Raw genomic sequence first — 1526 nt, 5'->3', positions numbered from 1 at the left:
AATTATTTATCCGAAGAAGAATTAAAACAAATACTCATAGATTTTAATAATACAGACGTAATTTATCCTAAAGAAGAAACAGTAGTTAGTCTATTTCAGGCCCAGGTGTTAAAAACCCCTGATAAAGAAGCAATAAGAGACGGAAATAGGTCCTATTCGTATTCTGAACTCGATATTCTATCGAGCCAGATAGCAGAATATCTTATTACGGTTTATGGCGATAAAGAGCCATCTCCTATTGCTGTTTTATTAGAAAGATCCGCAAATTTAGTTGCTGTTTTATTGGGTATATTAAAAATCGGAAGACCCTATATTCCTTTAGATCCGACATTTCCAAAAGACAGATTACGTTATATTATAGCAAATAGCCAGAGTAAATTACTTTTTACTCAAAAGAATGATGGTCTGGATAATCTGGAAGCTGATGTAACCGTATTGGAATTAGAAAATATTCTCGAAAGAATAAATGATTTTCAAGGAATTGTCAATAAAGTCATTTTGCCTGAAGATACAGCCTATATTATTTATACCTCAGGTTCTACGGGTAACCCTAAAGGCGTTGAAATAGGACATCAGTCATTGGTTAATTTCCTGACAAGTATTCAGGAATCTCCAGGAGTAAATATTAATGACCTGTTTTTTTCAGTCACAACATATTCGTTTGATATTTCAATATTGGAGTTTTTTGTACCCTTAATTTCAGGAGCCCTTTTATATGTAGCTGATAAACATGTTTTAGCCGATCCCAATTTAATTATAAAAAAAATTGAGGAAGTAAGACCCACGATCATTCAGGCTACACCAAGTTTTTATCAAATGCTTTTTAATGCAGACTGGCAAGGAGATAAAAGGCTAAAAATACTGTGTGGAGGAGATTTATTAAGTGAAGCATTAGCTGCTGATTTGATTGATAAAAGCTCAGAAGTCTGGAATATGTATGGTCCCACAGAAACCACAATATGGTCCAGCATGAAAAAAATAGGATCTCCGGAAGATGCTTCAAACATTGGAAACCCCATCCATAATACCCAATTCTATATTCTCGATCACTATTTAAACCCAATGCCTTTAAATATTGCCGGTACAATTTATATAGCAGGAGCTGGCCTTGCAAAAGGGTATTATAACAATGAAGAACTGACAAAGGAAAAATTTATTAATAATCCTTTTGATTCAGGAACCCTATTGTACGAAACAGGAGATGTTGGAAAATGGAATGAAAAAGGAGAAATTGAATTTTTAGGACGCAATGATAGTCAGGTTAAAATCAGAGGCTACAGAATTGAGCTGGGAGATATAGAAACTCAGCTAAATCAGATCGATGGGATTAAAACATCTGTTGTCATTGCAAAAAAAGAAAGCCAACAGGAAGCTTTTCTGGTAGCGTATGTTTTAAAAGATGAAGAAATTGATCTTGAAAAGATTATGACCCATTTGCAGATGAGTCTGCCTTATTATATGATCCCCAATGTGATCATTCCGTTAGAAGAATTTCCATTAACTCCAAATCAAAAAATTGACAGAAA

1 protein-coding gene is annotated in these 1526 nt (G+C 34.0%); it reads left to right on the top strand.

Features of this window, described 5'->3' with window-relative positions; all coding sequences use genetic code 11:
- Positions 1–1526 (top strand): non-ribosomal peptide synthetase (locus tag ACJ5H0_RS23030; RefSeq protein ID WP_411252185.1); only part of this gene is annotated, 1526 nt, incomplete at both ends.

The sequence above is a fragment of the Chryseobacterium proteolyticum genome (assembly GCF_046591535.1).
Taxonomy (GTDB): domain Bacteria; phylum Bacteroidota; class Bacteroidia; order Flavobacteriales; family Weeksellaceae; genus Chryseobacterium; species Chryseobacterium proteolyticum.
The sequence above is the reverse complement of the archived record's forward strand: the minus strand, read 5'-3'. Positions and strand labels throughout refer to the sequence as shown.